The sequence below is a fragment of the Streptomyces sp. MGP-BFMKR1 genome, assembly GCF_057766585.1.
Map to the genome: position 1 here is coordinate 3,233,223 of NZ_CM173408.1, position 18,635 is coordinate 3,251,857.

Sequence of the window (18,635 nt, forward strand, 5' to 3'; positions counted from 1 at the left end):
AAAGGGGCTCTGCCTGCTGACCGCTTGGGAGCGGGTAGGGGGCCGCGCGAGCATCCCGATCTTTCGGTCGGGCAGCGTGTGGTCAGTGATCACCCGAGGTCCGTTCGATCGGAGGGACCTGTGATGCATCGCCGAAGTACCTAGGGTGCGCGTCGGTTGGACCGGCCGGCGCGTAGCCCGTTGCGTCATCTGCCGCGGGAGCTTCCGCCACGCACAGCGTGAGTGGGGGCTGCGCGGCCCGCTTCTCTGCGTCGCCGTGATGCCCTGCCCGCTGTGGTGGGCGGGGGCGGCGGCAGGGGGCGTTTGTACGTCTTGGCCGTGGCCGGTTGGCCACCGATTCGATGGAAGGACGGTCGCTGTGAACGTTATGAAGCTCGTGTTTGCGCGGCCGTCCGGCTGCTACCAGCCGTAAGGCCACGGCCCCCTTTTTCAACGCTTGGTCGCGGTTCGACTCCGCGGTTTGAGCCCTGTGTTGCTCAGTCGCCCCTGGCTCGCGAGAGCCGGGGGCGGTGAGGAGCGCCGGGATCACCAACCCGATCGTTTCCACCCCCGAAAGAACACGGCCCCGGTGTCCTACCACCGGGGCCGCGCCGTACTGGGCCGACCCGTGGAAGGAAACCGACCCATGCACATCGTCCCATTCAAGGTCTCGTTGCTGGAGGCCGTTACCGCGTTCGCTCCGTGGATGGAGCCGACGGACGCTGAGCTGGACGCGATCGAGGCCGAGATGCCGCTGATCCTGGCGGAGATCGACCTGTCGGACGCGCACATCATCGCCTTGGACCGCACCCCGAGCGAGCTGGATGAGCGGCGTGTCCGCCGGGCCCGGCGCCAGGCGCTGGCCGCCCGGGCCGCGCTGGCCACCCGCGCGAGGCAGAGCCTTCCGCGGGGTGCGGCATGAGTGCCCTGATGCCTGCCACCGCGATGGTGGCCCCGCTGTTAACGGGTTGGTCGGCCACCACGTGGTGGCTACACCGGCGCCTGCACCAGGCCCGGTTGGACCCGCTGTCCGGCCTGCCCACCCGTGCTCGCTTCGAGAAGGGCGTGGAACGTCTGCTGCGGCGCCGGGTGCCGGTGATGCTGGTGGTCATCGACCTGGACGGGTTCAAGGTCCTCAACGACACTCACGGCCACCTGGCCGGGGATGCCGCGATCACCGCGACCGGAAGCCGCCTCAACCGCTGGGCCGCCGCACACGCTGAGCGCTGGGTGGTGGCGCGGTTGGGCGGGGACGAGTTCGCCGCCGCCCTGACCATCCCCCACGCCACCGACCTGCCCGACGCGCTGAGCACGTTGCACGAGAACCTGAGCGCCGCGGTGCCCTTCGAGGGCCGCACCGTGACGCTGGGGGCATCGGTGGGCGCGGTGTGGTCGCCGCACTGGCCACTGGCCGACCGTTCCCGGCTGCTGCGCGGGGCGGATGAGGCGATGTACGCGGTCAAGCGCACGGGTGGCGGGTGGCGTATCGCCCACAGCGACCACACCGCTATCGCCAGCGTCAACGGCCGCCGCCCGGGCCGCCCCGGCACCCACCCGACGGGGGGCGCCAGGTGAACGCGCCCACGGTTGAGGAGCTGGCCACCCCGCTACGGGCGTTGCGCCTGCTGGCCACCGACTTCACGCACCTGCCCGCCCCCACCATCAGGGTCACCGAGATCTTCCCGGACCGCTTGGAACTCTCCTTCCACGGCGACGCCGAGGACCTGGGTGGGTTCGCCGCGTTCGAGACCTGGCGCCAGGCGCTACGTGTCGAGCCGGATGCCGTGGAGTTCGCGGTGCAGTCCGGTGGACGCACGCACGTCCTGAGCACCTACACCGAGTTCGCCGGTGCCAGCGTGCGCCTGGTCGCCTACGGGCCCGGCGCGCAGGCGCCAACCGGCGCGGAGGTGGCGTGATGAGCGCTCGTTCTGCTTCGAGGCAGGCGTTGGCGGGTGGGGCTGGGGCAGTGACCGTGTTGTTGACGGCCGGTGCGTTTTGGCTCTCTTACGAGCACCTGCACGACACCGCCGCCGCCAACGGGTTGAGTGGCGCTCGTGCTTGGGCGTGGCCGGGCACGATCGACTTGTTCATCATCGTCGGCGAGCTGCTCATGCTCCGCGCCTCGCTCATGCGCCGCACCGACGGCTGGGCCATCGGCCTTACCGCTTCCGGTTCGCTGGGTTCGATCGCGTTGAACATCGCTGGTGTGGGGGAGGGGAGTCGGCCGCTGGAGTACGTGGTGGCCGCCGTACCCCCGGTCGCCGCGCTGCTGGCTTTCGGCGCCCTGATGCGCCAGGTACACCAGCGCCTGACCGCCCCGCCCGGACCCGAGTTGGACGCGGACGTACCCGCCACGGTCGAGGCCCTACCCGTGGTCCCTGAGGCCGTACCTGTCGGGGTGCGGCTGCTGCCCCTCGTGGCCCGGCCCGAGCCGGCCCCGGAGGATGACCGGGCGCCGGATGTACCCGCCGAATCGGGGCCCGTACTCGTGGCCGAGGCACCCGCCGACGCCGTACCCGAGGACGTACCCGAGGCGCCCGCCGATCCGGAGCCAGACACGGAGCGGCTGGAGTTGGGGTGGGTGGAGCCGCACGACGACAGTCCCGCCCCGCCGGCTGAGGACAGCCTGACCGCTGATGCTCGGCAGCGCTTTGCCGGGTTCGTGGAGCAGGGGCGGCCGGTGCCGTATCGGCAGCTTCGTGAGGCGTATGGCATCGGGCAGCAGCGTGCTGAGCGCATCCGCGAGGAGCTGCTGCACACGCTGGTGGCGACCTGATGTCCCCCGCGTTCAGCCGTTGCTACGACCCCACCGGCGCCCGGTACGGCATCCCCACCTACCCCTGGCGCCTGGCCCCCGACGGCCTAGCCACGCGCCGCCAACTGCGCGCCCGCGGACTTCGGCCCGCGGGCCAGCCGGTCGCGGCACAGATCATGCGCCGCTCGCGTCACCGTAAGGCAGGGGTGGCCATCGCGTACCTGTACCGCCTGGACCTGGCGCGGCCGGTGCGCGCGATGACGCCGGGGCGGGTGCGGGCGTTGGCCGCCGCGATGCGCGCTCGGTGTACCTGTTCGGGCTGTCGCGTCGATGCCGGGTATTGCATCCCGACCTCGCTGGGCCTGTGCGTGACGTGCGCGTACCCCGCTTGATCCTCACTCCGAGTACGCCCGTACCCGCCGTACCCGTCCCGCCCCCGCCCGCTCGTATTCGGCGTACTCGCGCTGGGTACGAGCGGGTGCCGCGGGCGGGCCGGTGAGAGGCCCCGGCGTACCCCTTCTTCTTGATCGAGAGGACTCGATTTCGTGTCCCGTCGTAGTCGTACCCGTGCCGTGAAGACGGCCGGGGGTGTGACCACCATCCGTATCCCGCGCCAGCGCGGGCGTCGTTCGCAGCCGTTCGTGGTCGTCGTGCCCGAGCGGCCCTCCTGGGCCCGCGAAGCGCTGGGTTTCGCCGGTCGCATGCTCTGGCGCTCGCGCCGCGCTCTGGCTCCCACGGCCGCCGCGCTGTTCGCTGTGGCTGCTACCGCGTTGCTGCACGCCGTGGCGTGGTGGTCTGGGCTGGTGCTGGCCGCTGTGGCGATCGCGCCGCTGGTGTGGCTCGTGCGCACCCAGCACACCCACCCCGCCACCGGCACCGCGCTGGGCTGGCGTATCGCGCTGACCCTGCTGGCCGTGACCGCCCTGGCGTGGCTGGCGCTGGCGGCTGGGTTTGGTCCGCTGTGCGGGCCGCTGCCGCTGGCCTGGCTCGTACTGGCAAGCGGCGCGCAAGCCGCTTGGCTCATGGTCCGCCGCTCGAAGTAAAGGAGTTCACCTGATGGCATCCACCACGGGCCAGCCCAGCGGCGCAGCAGCGGGCGGGGCGGCCAAGCCGAACAAGTTCTCCAACGCCGGCGCCGCGGCCGGCGGGTTCGTCGGGGCCATGGGCAGCACGTTCGTGCCCCCGATCAACGTCACCGTCAACCGCAACACCACCACAACTCTTAGCCAGGGCCGCGAGCGCCCGCAGGCCCAGTCCCTGTTGCCGGAGCCGGACTTCACCTCGCCGGCGCAGGTCCGCAACTACTGCAACACCCTGCGAGCCGCCTCCATCACGCTGGCCATCGAGGTGGCCATGGCCGCCGAGATCCTCAAAGGCGTCCTGGCCGCCGTCCCCGACCCGGACGGCCGGTTGGGCGGCTCGCGGATGCGGGCCGCACGCGTGGCGCGCAAGTTGCAAAAGTCCGCTGACGAGCTGCGCTCGGCCGGGGTTGCTGCCGCGGCGACGTACGCGGTCTTCCAGCAGCAGTACGAAGAGGAGATCAACCGCGTCCGCCACCGTGCCCGGCGCCCCCAGACGCCGCGCATCGACTGGACCCAGCAGTAAGGAGGTAGGACCGTGGCGCGTAAATGGACTGATCAAAGTGGCCGGGCGTACCCGCTCACTCTCCCTGGTGACACAAACGCGGGCACGGGCGGCTCCGTCCGGGGATACCTGCTGCACCGAGCCAAGCCGCACCTTCCCCCCTGGCTGGGGGTCGCCGGGACCGGGTTGGCCGGCGTGCTTGGCCACGCCCGCTGGGCGGACTCCGCCGCGGCCGGCGTCGGACTCACCCTGGCCTCCGTCGCGCTGACGGGCACCACGTGGTGGGTGGGCCGCTCCACCGGCGCCCAACGCCGGCTGCACTCGGCCATCACTGTGGCATCCGGCTCGGCGTGGCTGACCGCCGCCTGCCTGGCCGGCCCCACCACCAGCCCGGTAGGCGACCTCTACCTGATCGGTGGCCCGTTGGTGGCCGCCTCGTGGAACGTGCGTCTGGTCATGCGCCGCACTGACTCAACCGGCGAGTCCTCCGACAAGGGGCTGTTGGCGAAGGTGGGGTTGGCGCGGGCGCAGCTCGGGGCGACGAAGGTCGAGCCGAACCGCGTCACCGCACCCGTGCTGCTGGAGCCGGGGGAGCAGACCAACGACGACGTCACCAAGGCCCTGGCCCGCCTGGCATCGGCGCTGGACCTGCCGAAGAACGCCGTGCGCTACACCCCCGACCCCTCCTCCGAGCGCCGCGGGGAGTTGGTCATCGTCCCCGAAGACATGCTCTCCCAGGTGGTGGAGTGGGAAGGCCCCTCCAACCTGGGCGGCTCCATCACCGAACCGCTGGACCTGGGGCGGTATGACGATGGGGCGCCGTTGTTGATCTGGTTGCCGGGTGATCCGGAGGCCGGGCGCAACTCCACTCACCTGCTGATCGCGGGCGGCACCGGCTCCGGCAAGGGCGACACCGCACTCAACCTGCTGACGGAGATCCTCTCCCGCCGGGATGTGATCGTCTGGTTCTCCGACCCCAAGGCGTTCCAGGACTTCGCCCCACTCCGCCCCGGCCTGGACTGGGGCGTGGAAGGCGGCACGGACACCGAAGTCCTGATCGAAGCCGTCAAAGCCGCCATTCCTGAGCGCACGCGCTGGCTGGGCGCCCACGGTTACCGCCAATGGCTCCCGCAGTGTGCACAGCCCCAGACCGATCCCGAGCACTCCTGCCGTGGGGACGGGCGGGCGTGTGGGTGTGCGGGGATGCCGTTCCTGGTGGCCTGGATGGAAGAGGCCGCCAACACCCTGCGCGCTCTGGGCGACGACGTGTTCACCGGCATCGCCCAAGAAGCACGCTCGGCCGGCATCAGCCTGGTCGTCTCGCTCCAACGCCCCTCCTACGACCAGATGTCCACCAGCACCCGCGCCTCCCTCCCCTCCGTGATCGCCCTAGGCTGCGACCCGCGCGACGAAGGGTTCTCGCTGCCGGAGTCGGTCATCGACGCTGGCGCACATCCGGGGGCGTGGGGCAACCGCAGGCCCGGGTACTGCTACATCGTTTCCCCGGGCATCGCGGAGGATCGTTACCCCTCCCCGGGTCGTACCCGCCGCTTCACCACCCGCGCGATCGCGGTCATGGAACTGCTGGCCACCTGGGCCCAGCGCAACGGCGCCAGCGCCGACCCCATCACCGCCCGCGCCGCGGCCAGCGTCGCCGGCCGCGCCTACACCGGCCGCACCACCACCAACCCCACCCCCAACACCCACACCGGCTCGGCCGGCTCCGGCCCGTCCGATGGCGGGGCGGGCTTCGCGGAAGAGGACGAGATGGGCCCCGAGCCGCACTACGACCCGGACGACGCCGGCATCGACCCCGAAGCCGACCTCGCCGCACCCGAACCCGGGGACGACTCCCCGATCTTCGGCACCCCGGCCGGGCGCCGACCGAGCCCGGAAGAGGCCCGGCGCCTGTTCGCCGACGCGCTCGCCCAGTTCGAAGCCGAGGGCCGAATGATCGTCGGCCCCAAGGACTTCATGGACTGGTGCGATGAGCACCAGCTCTCGCGCTCCTGGGTCTCCCTGCGCCTCAAGGAAGCCGCCCTGGATGGGCGTCTGGAGCCGACGAACACCACGGGCCGCTGGCGCATCCTGCCCGCCCTCACAGCGGCGTAACACCCGTAACGCGTTACGCCGGCCTAACACCCAAACCCCTAGGCAAACGCGCTGTTACGCGGGCCTCACACCGCCCCGTAACACCCCTCACGCCTCGCCTAACACTCCGATCCCTGTGGGCCCGCGCGCATCTTCGGCGCGGGCCCACACCGGTCGAAAACGGAGACTCGCCATGAACCACGAACGGCCCCCGGCCGTCATCCACCACCCCGTCCCACTCCCTCCCCACCCCGCGCCCCTGGCGCCCATCCAACCCGCCACGGCACCGGCCCTCTCCAGCGTCCAACTCCCCGACGGCCGCATCGTCACCGGCTACACCCTCACCCCGCACCCGGCGCCGGTTCCGGCGCCCGTTGAGCCGCGGCCGGTCATCTCCCGCACCGCGGTCAACGTCGCGCTCGGCGGAATCGGGTTCGGCGCCATCTGCGGCGGACTGGTCCTGCTCACCACGTTCATCGCCGCCCTGGCCGCGCTCATACAGCAGCTCATCATCCTGGCCGCCGTCATCTTCGGCGGCTGGATCGCCGCCCAAATCCTCCACCACCGCCCCGCTCGCAGCGGCACCACGGTCAACATCCGCAAAGCCGTCATCAAACGCAACCACTTCCACACCTGAGCCAAAGGACACCACCCATGAGCACCACCGAACACCCCCACGCCCCCACCTGGCCGGACGGACCCATGCTGGCGTTAGACCTCGAAACCACCGGCATCGACCCCGACACCGCCCGCATCGTCTCCGCCGCCATAGCCACCGTCGGAGGAGGCGCCTCGCCCGAAACCACGACGTGGCTCATAGACCCCGGCGTTGAGATCCCCACCGAGGCCACCGCCATCCACGGCATCACCACCGACCAGGCCCGCACCAACGGCCGGCCCTCGGCCGAAGCACTCACCGAGATCATCAACGCGCTGGCCGAGCCGCTGGAAGCGGGGTTTCCGCTGGTCGTCTTCCGGGCCCCGTACGCACTCACCGTGCTCGCCCGCGAATGCACCCGCACAGGCGCCACCTTCCTGAACGAGGTAGCGCCGGTCATCGACCCGGCCGTTCTCGACAAGCACGTTGAGCGCTACCGCGCCGGACGCCGCACCCTGCCCGCGCTGTGCACTCACTACCGCGTCCGCCACGACGGCCCCAACAACGCCACCGAAGACGCACTGGCCGCTGCACGCCTGGCCTGGCGCCTGCCCCGCGTCCACCCCAGCCTCGCCGCCATCCCGCTCGCCGAACTCCACACCCGCCAGCAGACATGGGCAGCAGAACAAGCAGCGGGCCTACAGGCACACCTGCGGCGCACCGACCCCAACGCAACGGTCAACGGCACCTGGCCACTCGTGCCCTGAACGTCAACCCCGCTCGCGCGGGGCTCACCCGCCGATGGCGTCGTCGCCGCTCGTCGGGGTCGGGCCACCCCCGCTCGCGCGGGGCTCACTTCCCGACCTGCGACGTTACAGCGCCCATTCCAGCTCTTTACCCAACTCAGCAAAACGGGGCGGCCCCCACATCTCGCCAAAGAACGGGGCCGCCCCTCCACCAAGACCCTTCCGAGTCTGGAGGCCCCCAGCATGACCCAAACTGCCCCCACCCCGCGAGTAGCGGACCACCCACCCCGCCCGCCGTTGGCCACTGACAACCCCCTGAGTACCGCGCTCGCGCTCGCGGCCCGTGGCCTGCCCGTGCTGCCCCTGCGCCACGGCGGGGACGGTAAAGCCCCCGTGGCCAACTGCCCCCGGTGCGCCCGGGGCGCGTGCGGAGAGCGGCCGAACATGCTCTCCGCAGGTCCGTGCCAGTGCCCCCGACCGTGCCACGCCTGGGCCGCGGCCACCACCGACCCCGCCACCCTGACTTCCCGCGACTGGGCCCGTGCCTGGCGCACCGCCGTAGCCGTCGCCTATCACCCCGGTGGGGCTGGGTTGACCGTGGTGGACCTGGACGACTCGGCCGCCATCGCCTGGGCCCAGGAGAGCCTGCCACCGACGCTCACGGTCGCCACGACGCGTGGTGAGCACTGGATCTACCAGGGCACCATGCGCTCTTCCAACGCGGTCCGGCCGGGGGTGGACATCAAGAGTCTGATGGCCTACGCCCGGTGGCGTGGCCACGGCACCGGCACGGTGGTTCCTCTGCCGGATGCCGTGCGCGCGCTGACCGTCAAGACGCCTCGCCCGGCCCGGCCGGCGCCCCACGTCGTCACTGGGTTGGCACACGCCGGTGGTGGGCGGTGCCCGCATCGCACCCCCGCCTACCTGGAACGTGGCATCACCATGGCCGTGGAGCAGATCACGGCCGCTCGCAGCGCGGTCCATGCCACGGTCTACCGGGCGTTCCTCGCGGTGCTCTCCACTCACGGCCGGTGCGGCTGCCTCACCGACACGCACGTCACGCGGCTGTTCACCGCCGCGCAGACCAAGGGCGAGTCCCCGCGCCACTGCACGGACGCGTGGACCAACGCCCGCGCCACGTTGGGGCTGTAACCCGTGGCCGAGGACGACAAGAACCCCGCCCGCGAGGTCATCACCGACTACGCACAGACGCACTTCCGGTACTTCCGCACCGCCGACGGAACCGTATACGCGCAGCACAACGGGCACCCCGTGGCCCGCCCGATCCGCTCCCAAGGCACCACCGGAAGCCACCGCCAAGAACTCATGGTCGGCCTGTTCAAGGACGGGCGCGGCGTATTCAACGGCACCGCCCTCAAGGAGGCGTTGGACTTGATCGAAGCACTGGCATTGTCCGAGTCCGTGCAACCGGCCCACATCCGCGTTGCCCCCGGATTCGATGGGGCCACATGGCTGGACCTGGGGCGCACCGACGGGCAGTCGGTGCGCATCCACCCCACCGGCTGGGAGATCCGCACCCCCGACCCGCAGGAAGTGTGCTGGCGCCGCACCCAGCTCACCGGTGAACTCCCTCTGCCCGCCCGCGACACCGACGGCAAGGGCATCGACCTGCTGCTGCGGTTGACCAACTTCGCCAGCGCCGAGACCGAATGCCTGACCATTGCCTGGCTGATCGGTTGCCTGGAGCCGTCCGTGCCCGTGCCCGCTCCGTTCCTCACCGGCCCTCAAGGTGCGGGGAAGTCCACGGCTGGGCGGATGCTGGTGCGGATCATCGAGGGCATGAGCGGCGACCTACGCCGCGCCCCGAAGGACGAGGAGAACCTGATCACGGCCGTGGCCGCCGGATGGGTCACCGCGCTGGACAACCTCTCCCACCTGCCCCCGGACATGTCCGACCTCATGTGCTGCATCGTCACCGGCGCCGAGAGCATCAAACGCGCCCTGTTCACCGACGGGGACGTGGTCCGCTCCCGCTACCGCCGCCCGATGCTGCTGACCGGCATCGACGTCGGTGTCATCCGGCCCGACCTCGCCGAACGCCTTCTCCCGCTGCGCCTGGAGCGCCCGCGTGTGCGGCGCCGTGAAGCGGAGCTGTGGGCGGAGTTCGCTGAGGCTCTGCCCGTCATCCTGGGGTCTTTGCTCGACCTCACGGTCAAGGTCCGCGCGGCTGAGGCGGAGACTCCCACCGACTTGCGTATGGCGGACTTCGCGCACCTGTGCGCCCAGTTCGACACCGCGACCGGACTGGGGGCTCTGGCCGCCTACCGGGCCAGCCTGGACGACCTCAACGACGACGTGATCGAGGGCGACCTGCTGGCCCAGACGGTGTTGAAGTACGCGGCTGGGCTGGACGCGGGTGTGGAAGCCCGTATGACCTCCTCTGAGTGGCTGCACTGCCTCAGCACCCTCCACAGCGGCGAGGAATGCCGACCCCTACCCAAAGGCTGGCCGACCACCGGCAAGGTGCTCTCCGACCGCCTCAAGCGCCTCCAACCCACTCTCGCCGCCCGTGGCGTCCTCATCGACTGGGGCCGCACCCGCGCTGGCCGCTACATCGAGATGACCCGCGCCGACCAGCCCCCGCACCAGCAGGAACCGGCGTTCTGACCACGCCACGGTCCTGAACAAGCAAGAGGAGCACCCGGCCCCGCGTGCTCCTCTTGCTTGTCCGGCGCTTCGCGCCGCTGCACAAGACGCGCCGCGAAGCGGCTCCTTCTTCACGCGCTGAGCCGCGCGGCACTACTACAGACACCACTCGTGTTTTTCCTAAGGGAAGAGACGCTGCGTCACCCGCGTCACCACCGACCCAGAAACCGGGTCGGACCTGCGGCGCAACCCGTGACGCAGACACCCGGCGCCTGCGACACCCCGCGTCACCCGCGTCACGCGTGACGGACCGCCCCCCTGCCCTGTGACACACCCGGCCATCCTGCGTCACCGCATACCCGCAGGTCAGAGCCACACGTGACGCGCATGACGTGGTGACGCAGAAATCCACACCTCGGACACACACGAGCGACGGGAAGCCCGGACGCCCGTCAGCGCAGGAAGGACCCGTCGTGCCCACCGCCCCCGTTCGGTCAGATCCTCGCGCCACCCTCCGCGCCGGACTGCCGGACCGCTATCTCACCCCGATCGACGTCGCCGAACTCTTCGACGTCCCGCTGGAGACCGTCTACCAGTGGCGCAAGAAGCGCACCGGACCGCCCGGCTTCCGGGTCGGCAAGCACCTGCGGTACGACCCGGCTGCCGTTCACCGCTGGGTCACCGAGCGCGCGATCGAAGACGCCGCGTAGCCACAACACCAGAACCCGCAGAGCGGGGGCGGCCGACCACGGCCACCCCCGCCCCGCGCGCGACCAGGGAGCACAACACCCCATGGCAGGCCACGTCCAAGACCGCTGGTTCAAAACCGAAATCAGCCCTGACGGCAAACCCCGCCGCGTAAAGACCGACCGCCACGGCACCGGCATGCGCTACCGCGCGCGGTACGTCGGCCCCGATGGCTCGGAGACGTCTCAGAGCTTCCCTGACCGACAGAAGCGCCGCGCCGAGAAATGGCTTGACAAAATCTCTGCCGACATGGAAAGCGGTCAATACATCGACCCGAAGGCAGGGCGAACCACTTTTCAACAGTACGGCGAACGCTGGTCCGACTCGCACTCCGGGGAAGTTAACAGCGGCGCGGGGGCCGAAAGACGTCTGAGGCTGCACGCCTATCCTTCTCTAGGCAGGCGCCCCCTGGGGGCTTTCAAGCCGGAGCATATTCGCGAATGGCTTGCGAGCTTGAAAAGAACGGTTCCCAATGATTCTCATCGACGAGCCATCGCCGCTACGGTTTCAGCCGTATTCAATGCCGCAGTAGATGACGGGCTCATTGCCCGAAATCCATTCAAGGCCAAATCAGTTCAGATGCCGAAGTCCAGTGATGACGAAATCATCCCGTGGACCGCAGAGCAGACATTCGCAGTACAGAGCGCGCTCCCCGAGCGCTTCCGCGCGGCCGTGGACCTGGGCGCCGGGTGCGGGCTCAGACAGGGGGAAATTTTCGGACTGGGTATCGGGCAAGCCGATTTCGCTAAGGGCTGGCTGACGGTTAGCTACCAGATCAAGCGGCTTGGTGGGCGTTTCGTTTTCGCGCCACCTAAGGGCGGCAAAACGCGTAAGGTCCCCCTTTCTCAACCCGTCGCGAAGGCACTCCAGGTTCACACTGAGACCTACCCTCCGATAGCCGTGACTCTCCCATGGAGGACAGTGAATGGGGAGCCGCGCACCCGCCGACTCTATTTCAGCGGCACAGGAGGGCTACACGTGCGCGCCAGCTACTTCAACGACTTCATGTGGAAACCCGCACTCGCATCAGCCGGCCTAATTCCAAAGCCGGAAAAAGGTCAGCGATACGATGCCGCTCGCGAACACGGTATGCATGCGCTGAGGCACTTCTACGCCTCAGTGCTGCTGGACGCTGGAGAGAGCATCAAGGCGCTGAGTCGCTACCTCGGGCATTCGGACCCCGGCTTCACGCTCCGGACGTACACACACTTGATGCCTAGCAGCGAGGAGCGCACTCGCCGCGCAGTCGAGGGGCTGTACGGTCGCCCTAACCAAGATCACGGCCCACAGACGGCCCACACGTAGACGCGGCCCCGCGATCCGGCCATACAGGCAGGTCAGAGACTGTATGGCCGGGCCGGAGCGAACTTCATCTACTTCTTCCCGATCTACACCGGCCAGGCCATCCCGCTGGAGGCGTGGCGGGACCGGATGTGGCTGGATACGTGGATCTAGACCAACGAGTCCGAAGCGCTCACCTGTTCGCACATCTGAACGATGCGGCCTCGGACCCTGGCTTACCATCGACTCCGTGACCTCCGCGCTGATCCTCATCGACCTGATGCCACGCATCATCGCCCTGCCCCTCGCCCCGCACTCCGGCGAAGAGGTGCTGACGCGCTGCCGTCGGTTGGCTGAGGTGTTCAGGGCGAGCGATCGCCCGGTGGTGCTGGTTCGGGTGGAGAGGCCGAACACAACCGAGCAGCCACCAGGCAGCGGCTTCGCTGTCGGTCTGGTCCAGCCCAGCGACATCGTGGTCGTCAAGCGGACCGTCGGTGCGTTCCATGGCACCGACCTGCACAACCAGTTGCGCGATCTGGGCGTGGACACGCTGGTACTCGCCGGGCTGGTTACCACGATGGGGGTCGAGTCCACCGCGCGGGCCGCAAGCGACCACGGCTACGAGTTGGAGTTCGTCGCCGACGCGATGTCCGGCTTCGCTGCTGACGAACACGACCTCACCGTGGAAAAGATCTTTCCCCGGTTCGGTGAAGTGCGCGACACGGCGGCCTATACCTGAATCAGTGGTCGTGGGCGATCAGTGACCGGGTGACTGGTGCGCCGATCTTGTTGTTGTGCCAGATACAGCGGCCAGTGCCCACATGATCGGCATGCCCGTCCCGCACCGTCGGAGGCGACATGCCGCACGGCACCGGGGTGGAATCGGCGATCCACGCCGTGTCCGTCCCGAAGTCGCTGTCCACGCCCAGGCCCGGCGCGCGTGACGGAGCGCCAGCGACGACAGCCGGCGCCCCACCCGAGTGTCAGTGGGATCGTTTACCGTCCCTCCATGGCCACCGACGCGCTCCCGATCAAGCCCGGCGACGTCCGCACGCGCGAGGAGATCAAACCCGTGCTGGGCGGCAGCCTGTACGGCGGCATCGTCCCGTCCGACGAGAAGGCCAATGTGCTGCTGTTCTCGGACGCCGAGGCCGGGGCCGAGTACGGCTATTACGACGGCTGGTTGCGGGAGGAGGACGAGCTCGGGCCCGTCTTCGAATACACCGGCGCCGGCCGCAGTGACCAGGTCTTCGATGGCCCGCTGGGTCAGAAAAACTCCGCCATCCTCAACCACGCCGACAAGGGGCGCACGCTGCATCTCTTCGTCGCGGTGGGCACAGTGCCCGGTAGAAAGGCCAAGCGTCACCGCTACGTCGGGGCGTTCGCGCTCGACGCGGCCGAACCGTATGTGATGCGGCAAACCCCGGGCAAGGGCGGTGTGCTCCGCAGGGCCATCATCTTTCGGCTGCGCCCCACCGGCGCCTTCCAGCGGTCGGCCGGCGACGAGATCCCGCCCGCGCAGGACACCGAGATGGAACTCGTCCCCGCCGACGTCACCACCAGCAAGATGGTCGAGCCGGAGCAGAACAAGAGTCGACAGGGGGAGCGGGCCGCCGTTGCCGCCATCGCCGTCCGGCGACGCGAGGCCGAGCTGAGCGAAGCGTTCGAGGCCCAGCTCACGGCGCGGGGCCATGCGGTGGGCCGGTTCCAGATACGTCTCAAGGGCAAGACCTCCACCCTACTCACCGACCTGTACGACGCCACCGACCACGTGTTGTACGAGGTCAAGGGCAGCACCAGGCGCGAGTCGGTACGGATGGCGCTGGGTCAACTCCTGGACTACGGCCGCTACGTCCGCACCGACGCCGAGCCGGACGTGCCGCCCGCCCTGGTCGTCCTGTTGCCCGGGCTGCCCGACGCGGACCTGGTGGAACTCCTCGCGGACCACGGTGTGGGCCTGGTCTACCGCGTGGGTGAGACGGACGAGTTCGTCACGGCCACCTGACGGCTCCCCCTGTGACGTGCCCCGCTCGACGCGCCCCCACGGCGCGCCTCAGCGACGGCGACCAGCCCGAAAGCGACGGAGGGCGGGCAAAGGCTTACGAAGAGTGCCGGTAGAGTGCCCCGCGCCGCCCCCTTCAGCAACTGACGAGGGGGCTGAGGAACTGTGGGGGTTCTCGAATGCGCAAGGGTGCGAAGGCCGCCGTCATCGGTGGGGTATTCGTGGCAATGGTCGGCGCGGCCGGGTACGGCGCGTACAGCCTGACCTCGGACGATGGCGACTCCGCCGGCGACGGTACGGTCACCAGCGCGAAGACCGACGGCGCGGCGAAGTCGAAGGCCCCGGTGAAGACCGGCCCGCCGAGCGATGCCGAGGTGCGGAAGACCGTGGGGGACTTCCTCGCGGCCTGGGGTCGGGGGGACGCGGCCGAGGCCGCCGCGCTCACCAGCGACGAGAAGGCCGCCCGCGCCGCGTTGGACGGCTACCGCAAGCAGGCGCGCGTCAACAAGGTCACGTTGACGCCGGGTACGCCGACCGGTGCCAAGGCGCCGTTCCGCGTCTCGGCGGAGATCACGCACGCGGAGCAGCGGGCGACGTGGGCGTACGACTCCGCGCTGACCGTGGTGCGCGACGCGGGGACGGGCGAGGCGCGCGTGGACTGGAAGCCCTCGGTGGTCTTCCCGACGTTGCGGACCGGGGACACGGTGCGTACCGGGCCGGCGAAGAAGCCGCCGATCAAGGCCGTGGATCGGAACGGCAAGGAGTTGGTCCCCGCCGAGCACCCCACGCTCAAGGTGGTGCTGTCCGGGCTGCGTGACAAGTACGGGGCCAAGGCGGGCGGCACGGCGGGCGTGGAGCTGTACGTCGATCGGGCGGGGAAGACGCCGGACGAGACGCTGAAGGTGCTGTCCAAGGGGACGCCGGGCACGTTGCGTACGACGTTGGACGCGGGGTTGCAGCGGGTCGCCGAGCAGCAGGTGGCGAAGAAGCCGAAGTCGTCGGCCGTGGTGATCAAGCCGAGTACGGGTGAGGTGCTGGCGCTCGCCAACTCGCCGGCCGAGGGTTTCAACACCGCGCTCCAGGGCTCGCTGGCGCCCGGTTCCACGATGAAGGTCGTCTCGTCGGCGCTGCTCATCGACAAGGGGCTGGCGGGTACGGGGAAGCAGCACCCGTGCCCGAAGTTCGCCTCGTACGGTGGCTGGAAGTTCCAGAACCTCGACAAGTTCGAGATCAAGGGCGGCACCTTCGATCAGAGCTTCGCCCGTTCCTGCAACACGGCCTTCATCACCCAGGCTTCCAAGGTGTCGGACGACGCGTTGACGAAGGAGGCGCGGGACGTCTTCGGGATCGGGCTCAACTGGCAGACGGGCGTGCCGACGTTCGACGGCGCGGTCCCGGTGCAGCAGGACGCGAGCAAGGCGGCGTCGCTGATCGGCCAGGGCGGGGTGCGGATGAACCCGCTGACGATGGCCTCGGTGTCGGCGACCGCGAGCACCGGCACGTTCCGCCAGCCGTACCTGGTGGCCCCGAGCCTGGACAACCGCACGCTGGCCAAGGCCCCGCGCGCGATGAAGCCCGACACGGTCAAGCAGCTCAAGTCGCTGATGAAGCTCACGGCGACGGCGGGCACCGGTGCGCAGGCGATGTCGGGCCTGTCCGGGGACATCGGGGCGAAGACGGGTTCGGCCGAGGTGGACGGCCAGAAGAAGCCCAACGGCTGGTTCACGGCGTACCGCGGTGACGTGGCCGCGGCGGCCGTGGTCCAGCAGGGTGGCCATGGCGGCGAGGCGGCCGGCCCGATCGTGGCCTCGCTACTGCGCGCGGGCTGACCCGACGCGAGGCGGGGGGATGCCGGGCGGGCCCGAGGCCCGCGACGACCACTCCGACAGATGACACCTGACGGCGCGGGGGCTCGGCCCCCGCGCCGTCCGTCGTCACCGCCAGCCATCTCCGAACTGTCGCTACCCCGGGCCCGGCCCCTCCGCCCCTCTCCCGAGCCCCCGCCACCCCGGTTCCGGCCCCGCCGCAGCGCCCTGGCCGACCCCCGTAACCTCGTCACCCGCCCCGCCGGCGAGGCCGAAAGCCAGCCCGGCACCTGCCCCGGCGCCTACCCGAGACCGCCCCGAAGCCTGGCCGGGGGGTTACTCGACAGCGCGCGCGACGTGGCGCGTACTGTGCCCGAATGATCGAGGTACCGGAGCAGTTCAGGCGGACCACCATCGAGCGCGAGGGCGCGGCCGGGGCGGCGTGGGTCGAGCAACTACCGGCTCTGACCGACCAGTTGCTGGGCCGCTGGGAGTGCGTGTTGGACGGGGACGTGGGGCACGGGGCGGTGGGGATCGTCGTACCGGTGGTGCGGCGGCGGGACGCGGCGCCGGCCGTGGTCAAGGTGTCGTTTCCGCACCCGGGCAACGTTCACGAGCCGGACGCGTTCGCGGTGTGGGGCGGGCGCGGGGCGGTGCTCCTGCACGAGCGCGACGACGAGCACTTCGCGATGCTGTTGGAGCGGGCCCATCCGGAGACGCTGGCCGGTGTCACGGATGGCGACGAGGTCGCGGCGACCGCTGGTCAGCTCAGCCGCCGGCTGGCCGTCCCGGCGCCCGCCGGCCTGCCGCGGCTGCGGGACCGGGTCGCGGAGTGGGAGCCGGAGCTCCGGGCGGACGCCGCCGAGTTGCCGCACGGCATGTCGCCCCGCGTCCTGGACGCCGCCGCCGCGACCCTCCGCGAGCTGGGCCCCGACCAGCCGGAGACCCTCGTCCACGGCGACCTGCACGCCCGCAACATCCTGCGGGCCGACCGCGAACCCTGGCTGGCCATCGACCCCAAGGGGTACGTGGGGGACCCGGCGTACGACTCCGGTGCGCTGCTGACGTCGTGCGCGGTACCGCTCGTCGAGTCCGGCGGTGATCTGGCCGGGGGCCTCCGTCGGGCGGTGGAGGTCTTCGCGGAGGCGGCCGAGCTGGACCGGGTACGTGTGCGGCGCTGGGCCCAACTACACGCCGTGCGCGCCGCGTTCTGGGGCCGCCGGCACGGGTACACCGTGGCCCGGAGCGGGCCGGATCGGGACCAGGTCGTACACCTCGCGGAGCACGTGGCGGAGCTGTTCACCGACGGCACGTAGCACCGGGGCGCTCGCCGGAGTCGTACGCCGCGCCGTACGACCGACCGGAGTCGTACGCCGCGTAGCCATACGACCGAACGCAGTCGTACGGCCCAGGGCCCGGCAGCCGGTCAGCCGTCGCCCCACGGTCGTACGCCCCGAAGCCGCGCGCACCCTCCCCCGTCACCCACCCCGCACCCCCGCGCCCTCACACCCCTACACCCTCACCCCCGCATCATCGACATCAGCAGCCCGTGCGTCTCAGCGTCGGCAGCCACCACCAACCCACGGCCCGCCGGCCCCGCCGCCCCCGTCTGGCCGGCCGCTCCCGCTCGTCTGGCCTGCCCGACCTGCCCGGACCGCCCGACCGGTTCTCCGTCGACACCCGTCACCACGCACCCGGCCGCGCGGCACAGCGCGATCCCGGCGGCGAAGTGCACGCTCTCCGACAGGTCGCCGCCGTCCGTGACGTACGCGGCGCGCTTGCCCGCGGCGACCCAGGTCAGGGCCAGGCTCGTGGACACGACCCGGGGGCGAAAGCGGGCCACGAACCGATCGTCGGCCAGCAGGTCCACCGCCCGGAAGCCGGGCGCGCCGGGGAAGGGCGGGTCGAGGTTGACGTCCACGAGGCGGGTGGCGGACGTGGGCGCCAGGGGGGCGTCGGCGCCGTCCCGCCGTACCCAGGCGGTGTGGCCATCGGTGTGGAACACCTCGCCGCTGAACGGATCGGCCACCGCCGCCGGCCCGCCGCGCAACGCCACGTTGACGGCGACCAGCGCGGTGCCGACGGCGTAGTTCAGCGTGCCGCACAGCGGGTCCACCAGCCACTGGCGGGTGGCCTCCGGCGCGCCCTGCTGTCCGCCCTCCTCGCCGAGCACGGCGTCGTCGGGCCGGGCGGCGCGGAGGACGCGGACGATCGCCTGCTCGGCCGCCACGTCGGCGGCGGTCGCGAAGTCCCCGCCGCCCTTGTCGATACGGGTGAGCCGCTGGCCGTACAGGTCGCGCACCACGTCAGCACCGGCCCGCGCCGCGGCGATCGCGACCCCGGCATCGGTGTCGGTGGCGGGGGCGGCGTCGGTGGCGGGGGCGGTGTCGTCGGGCCCCGCAGATGAGTTGATCACGGCAGGCAGGGTACCGACGGCGAC

The 18,635-nt window shown here is 70.6% G+C and carries 19 protein-coding genes; 18 read left to right on the forward strand and 1 reads right to left on the reverse strand.

Features of this window, described 5'->3' with window-relative positions:
* Positions 1-625 precede the first annotated feature (625 nt).
* The 18 genes from AC3CHW_RS12090 (at position 626) to AC3CHW_RS12175 (ending at position 17,511) form a co-directional block, all read left to right on the forward strand.
* On the forward strand, positions 626-901 hold the full coding sequence (locus AC3CHW_RS12090; protein ID WP_488470442.1) for a DUF6284 family protein: 276 nt from the start codon (positions 626-628) through the stop codon (positions 899-901).
* Positions 902-909: 8 nt separating this feature from the next.
* A complete protein-coding gene (locus AC3CHW_RS12095; protein ID WP_488470443.1) occupies positions 910-1,554 on the forward strand; it encodes a GGDEF domain-containing protein in 645 nt (214 codons plus the stop codon).
* Entirely contained in the window at positions 1,551-1,895 is a 345-nt protein-coding gene (locus tag AC3CHW_RS12100) for a hypothetical protein (RefSeq protein WP_488470444.1), read from the forward strand. Before AC3CHW_RS12095 ends, AC3CHW_RS12100 begins: the two co-directional genes overlap by 4 nt.
* A gap of 50 nt (positions 1,896-1,945) precedes the next feature.
* Positions 1,946-2,755 (forward strand): DUF2637 domain-containing protein, encoded by an 810-nt coding sequence (locus AC3CHW_RS12105; RefSeq protein ID WP_488470445.1) that lies wholly within the window; start codon positions 1,946-1,948, stop codon positions 2,753-2,755.
* Positions 2,755-3,126: an RRQRL motif-containing zinc-binding protein gene (locus tag AC3CHW_RS12110; RefSeq protein ID WP_488470446.1), complete on the forward strand. Its 372-nt coding sequence runs from the start codon at positions 2,755-2,757 to the stop codon at positions 3,124-3,126. Before AC3CHW_RS12105 ends, AC3CHW_RS12110 begins: the two co-directional genes overlap by 1 nt.
* A 153-nt stretch (positions 3,127-3,279) precedes the next feature.
* Positions 3,280-3,777, forward strand: a complete 498-nt coding sequence (locus AC3CHW_RS12115; RefSeq protein ID WP_488470447.1) for a hypothetical protein — start codon at positions 3,280-3,282, stop codon at positions 3,775-3,777.
* 13 nt (positions 3,778-3,790) lie between these two features.
* Positions 3,791-4,339: a plasmid transfer protein TraA gene (traA, locus tag AC3CHW_RS12120; RefSeq protein ID WP_488470448.1), complete on the forward strand. Its 549-nt coding sequence runs from the start codon at positions 3,791-3,793 to the stop codon at positions 4,337-4,339.
* A 12-nt stretch (positions 4,340-4,351) separates the two neighbouring features.
* Complete coding sequence (gene traB / locus AC3CHW_RS12125) at positions 4,352-6,430, forward strand: plasmid transfer protein TraB (RefSeq protein WP_488470449.1); 2,079 nt, start codon at positions 4,352-4,354, stop codon at positions 6,428-6,430.
* A gap of 172 nt (positions 6,431-6,602) precedes the next feature.
* Positions 6,603-7,046: a hypothetical protein gene (locus AC3CHW_RS12130; protein WP_488470450.1), complete on the forward strand. Its 444-nt coding sequence runs from the start codon at positions 6,603-6,605 to the stop codon at positions 7,044-7,046.
* Between the two features lie 17 nt (positions 7,047-7,063).
* Positions 7,064-7,774, forward strand: coding sequence for an exonuclease domain-containing protein (locus AC3CHW_RS12135; RefSeq protein WP_488470451.1), 711 nt, complete (start codon positions 7,064-7,066; stop codon positions 7,772-7,774).
* Between the two features lie 222 nt (positions 7,775-7,996).
* Positions 7,997-8,905, forward strand: coding sequence for a bifunctional DNA primase/polymerase (locus AC3CHW_RS12140; protein WP_488470452.1), 909 nt, complete (start codon positions 7,997-7,999; stop codon positions 8,903-8,905).
* A 3-nt stretch (positions 8,906-8,908) separates the two neighbouring features.
* Positions 8,909-10,381, forward strand: a complete 1,473-nt coding sequence (locus AC3CHW_RS12145; protein ID WP_488470453.1) for an ATP-binding protein — start codon at positions 8,909-8,911, stop codon at positions 10,379-10,381.
* A gap of 452 nt (positions 10,382-10,833) precedes the next feature.
* Positions 10,834-11,070 carry a helix-turn-helix domain-containing protein gene (locus AC3CHW_RS12150; protein ID WP_488470454.1) on the forward strand — a complete coding sequence of 79 codons (237 nt, stop codon included), beginning with the start codon at positions 10,834-10,836 and terminating at the stop codon, positions 11,068-11,070.
* Between the two features lie 82 nt (positions 11,071-11,152).
* Positions 11,153-12,412, forward strand: coding sequence for a tyrosine-type recombinase/integrase (locus tag AC3CHW_RS12155; RefSeq protein ID WP_488470455.1), 1,260 nt, complete (start codon positions 11,153-11,155; stop codon positions 12,410-12,412).
* Positions 12,413-12,638: 226 nt separating this feature from the next.
* Positions 12,639-13,127 carry an isochorismatase family protein gene (locus AC3CHW_RS12160; RefSeq protein ID WP_488470456.1) on the forward strand — a complete coding sequence of 163 codons (489 nt, stop codon included), beginning with the start codon at positions 12,639-12,641 and terminating at the stop codon, positions 13,125-13,127.
* Between the two features lie 270 nt (positions 13,128-13,397).
* The gene (locus AC3CHW_RS12165; RefSeq protein WP_488470457.1) at positions 13,398-14,393 is read left to right on the forward strand and encodes an SRA domain-containing endonuclease; all 996 of its coding nucleotides are present in this window, start codon (positions 13,398-13,400) and stop codon (positions 14,391-14,393) included.
* A gap of 176 nt (positions 14,394-14,569) precedes the next feature.
* Complete coding sequence (locus AC3CHW_RS12170; protein ID WP_488470458.1) at positions 14,570-16,219, forward strand: penicillin-binding transpeptidase domain-containing protein; 1,650 nt, start codon at positions 14,570-14,572, stop codon at positions 16,217-16,219.
* 353 nt (positions 16,220-16,572) lie between these two features.
* Positions 16,573-17,511 carry an aminoglycoside phosphotransferase family protein gene (locus tag AC3CHW_RS12175; protein ID WP_488470459.1) on the forward strand — a complete coding sequence of 313 codons (939 nt, stop codon included), beginning with the start codon at positions 16,573-16,575 and terminating at the stop codon, positions 17,509-17,511.
* Between the two features lie 203 nt (positions 17,512-17,714).
* Here AC3CHW_RS12175 and AC3CHW_RS12180 read toward each other — a convergent pair whose 3' ends face one another.
* On the reverse strand, positions 17,715-18,611 hold the full coding sequence (locus AC3CHW_RS12180) for an inositol monophosphatase family protein (protein WP_488470460.1): 897 nt from the start codon (positions 18,609-18,611) through the stop codon (positions 17,715-17,717).
* Positions 18,612-18,635 lie beyond the last annotated feature (24 nt).